Raw genomic sequence first — 2,406 nt, 5'->3', positions numbered from 1 at the left:
CCCGTCGAATACGAAGCCCTGCACTACCTGGCAACCACAAAACCGCAGGTTACACACAACGTCTGAGATCTCTACCGAACCCGGAACGCTTCACATCAAACGGCGTCGGCGGACAGCCCCTGTACCGATTTTCACGCCTGCGGGGCGTCACCGCAGGTGAACGGTCGACTCCTATGTCAAGCAGCCAACTCGACTGGCTCTGTGGCAGGTTGGTCGTGCTGAAGCCGGGCGGACTCGTCGGCAAGCAGGGCACGGAAGACCCGGTCCGAGATGCGGCGTTTGAGTACGCGGAGTGCCTCTTTGGCGGTCTTTCCGGCCGCAATCAGCTTGGCGTAGTAGGCGGCTCCCTCACCTGTTCCACGAACCTGCGTGACCGCGATCGTGTGGAGGGCGTTGTTGATCGTCCGATTGCCACCTCGGTTGAGTCGAACCCTGACCTTGTTCGAGGACCAGACCGGGATCGGCGCGGTGCCGTTGAAGCGCGCGAACGCGTCCTTCGACTTGAAACGGGCGGCGCCGGCGGTCTCGCCGAGGATTGCTGCGGCCCCGATCACCCCGCAGCCCGGGACCTCCAGAAGGGCAGGCGCGAGATCGCGCACCAGGCGCCGCAGCCGCCCTTTGAGGGCATTGATCCGCTCAGTGAGCCCTCGACACTCCGAGATCAAGTCGATGGCAATCTCGACGACAACCCCCGCCCGACCAAGCAAGGTTGCCTCCAGTGCGTCGAAGACACACAGGCGCCGCAGGCCACGCGAGGGGACGGGCAACTCGGGGTCGATCTCGTGAAGGAACCAGCGAAGCTTGTTCGCCGCGGCTGTCCGCCGGCGGACCAGCAGGCGACGGTGGTCGACTATCAGCTTGGCGTCACGAGACGGGCCGTCCAGGCAGGCCTTCGGCAGGTCAGGCTCTCGCGGAGCGACCCGGGCCCCGGGGCTGAACCCCTGATCTCGAATGTCCGTCAAAGCGGATCAAGCCCAGGTGCCTTGCCGACTGTGCTCACCGGGCAGGTGCCCTGAGATCGCCTCGCCACTGCGTCAGGGGTGTCGCCACTTCTGATTGGACGTGCCTTCACACTTCCACAACTGGAGCAGGGTCCCTGCCGAGGTGCCTTTGTACTGAGCGTCCACGCAGAGGTCGGGCTGGACGTCGACTAGGTCGTACGAGCTTTTGAGCTTGAAGTTCTGGTTGTTCTGGCGCGCGGGGGAGCATACGGCGAGTACCACGGGGGCGCCGGTGCCGGGCGCGGCGCTGGTGTCCAAACACATGGCGCCGGCGAAGTCACGGGCGGTGCCGTCAGAGTCGAAGGTCCATCCTTGTGAGGGGTCGGACGTGTCGCAGTCGGCCAGTACCATCCGGGTTCCAACAGCGTCAGAACCGCCCTGACTTGCCAGGCAACGTTTGGAGCCGAGGTTCATGACCAGCTGGCCCTGGAAGTGGATGGGGGCAGTGGGAGGGGACGGCGTTTTCGTGCTGCCGGGGTGTTCCTGGGCAGGGTTGACCGCGCCCGGCGACTGCGTGGTATTCGGAAGTGCCGATTGCTGCGGTGTTGCGGGATGCGCTGGGTCCCGCTGTTGGGTTGAAGGGCTTGTCCCGGCGAGTGGCTTCGACGCCAGGGGGGTGGGAACCTGCGTATTTTGCGTCCGACCGGATGCGGGTGAAAGGGCCTCCAAAGCGTCGGATGCTGAGCCGGATGGCGAGTGGGCGTTCGTCGCGAACAGGAGACTTACGCCGAGTCCCGCGACAAGCGCGCCGATGCTGAGGCCCACACGGGCTCGTCTCTTGCGCCGGACGGGAGCGATCGGCGAAGCGCCACCATCCTCGTGTTCAATGGCTCCGTCGTTGTGCCGCCGCTCAGTCGCGTTTTCCAGCGTGTCGCCCGAGGTCGGTTCCTGCCACGGTATCTCCTGGTCCCATACTGCTCCCTCGGTATGAACTGTGGTCTCGTTCCCCCCGGTGGAGTGAGAGTCACTAGCTGCGGGCTCGCTGTCAGTGTGGTCGGCCCGACCGTCGATCATCTACTGCCTGCCCTTCGTTGAATTGTCGGCGCACGTTCATGTGCTCAATCGCTAGTGATGATGTGCCCGATGTACTGGCCGAATCGTGTGTATCGCTGCCGCATGTCGCAGTTGTATGAGGAGTGCATAGCGTCAGAGACGATGTACTGGAAGATGTGGTGTCCAAGCATGAGACACCCAGAGGATCAGGTACGTCGGTGTCTGCGAACGCAGAGGTGTTCGATTCGGTGTGGGAACAACGTCATAGATCGTGCCGCATGATGTGGGGGATCGCAACTGAATGGGCAAGGGGGCCTCCCCCAAGGCCGGGTAGTTAGCGTTCCCGCAGGTCACGCAAGGGGTGTTGACGGGTTTTCGATGTAGAGCAACGGAGCTCGTTGGTACAGGCAGT

Annotated in this window: 2 protein-coding genes; both read right to left on the bottom strand. The window is 63.6% G+C overall.

Annotation, left to right across the window (positions count from 1 at the left end; translation table 11 throughout):
• Positions 1-176: 176 nt before the first annotated feature.
• Complete coding sequence (locus ACIA8E_RS41780) at positions 177-962, bottom strand: transposase (RefSeq protein WP_399307324.1); 786 nt, start codon at positions 960-962, stop codon at positions 177-179.
• A gap of 72 nt (positions 963-1,034) precedes the next feature.
• Positions 1,035-1,415: a ricin-type beta-trefoil lectin domain protein gene (locus ACIA8E_RS41775; protein WP_399307322.1), complete on the bottom strand. Its 381-nt coding sequence runs from the start codon at positions 1,413-1,415 to the stop codon at positions 1,035-1,037.
• Positions 1,416-2,406 lie beyond the last annotated feature (991 nt).

It is taken from the genome of Streptomyces sp. NPDC051664 (assembly GCF_044453545.1).
Classification (GTDB): Bacteria; Actinomycetota; Actinomycetes; order Streptomycetales; family Streptomycetaceae; genus Streptomyces.
The sequence above is the reverse complement of the archived record's forward strand: the minus strand, read 5'-3'. Positions and strand labels throughout refer to the sequence as shown.

Excerpts from the sequence above, each read along its gene's own strand:
- ACIA8E_RS41775 (WP_399307322.1), bottom strand. The coding sequence starts at position 1,415 with ATGAACCTCGGCTCCAAACGTTGCCTGGCAAGTCAGGGCGGTTCTGAC.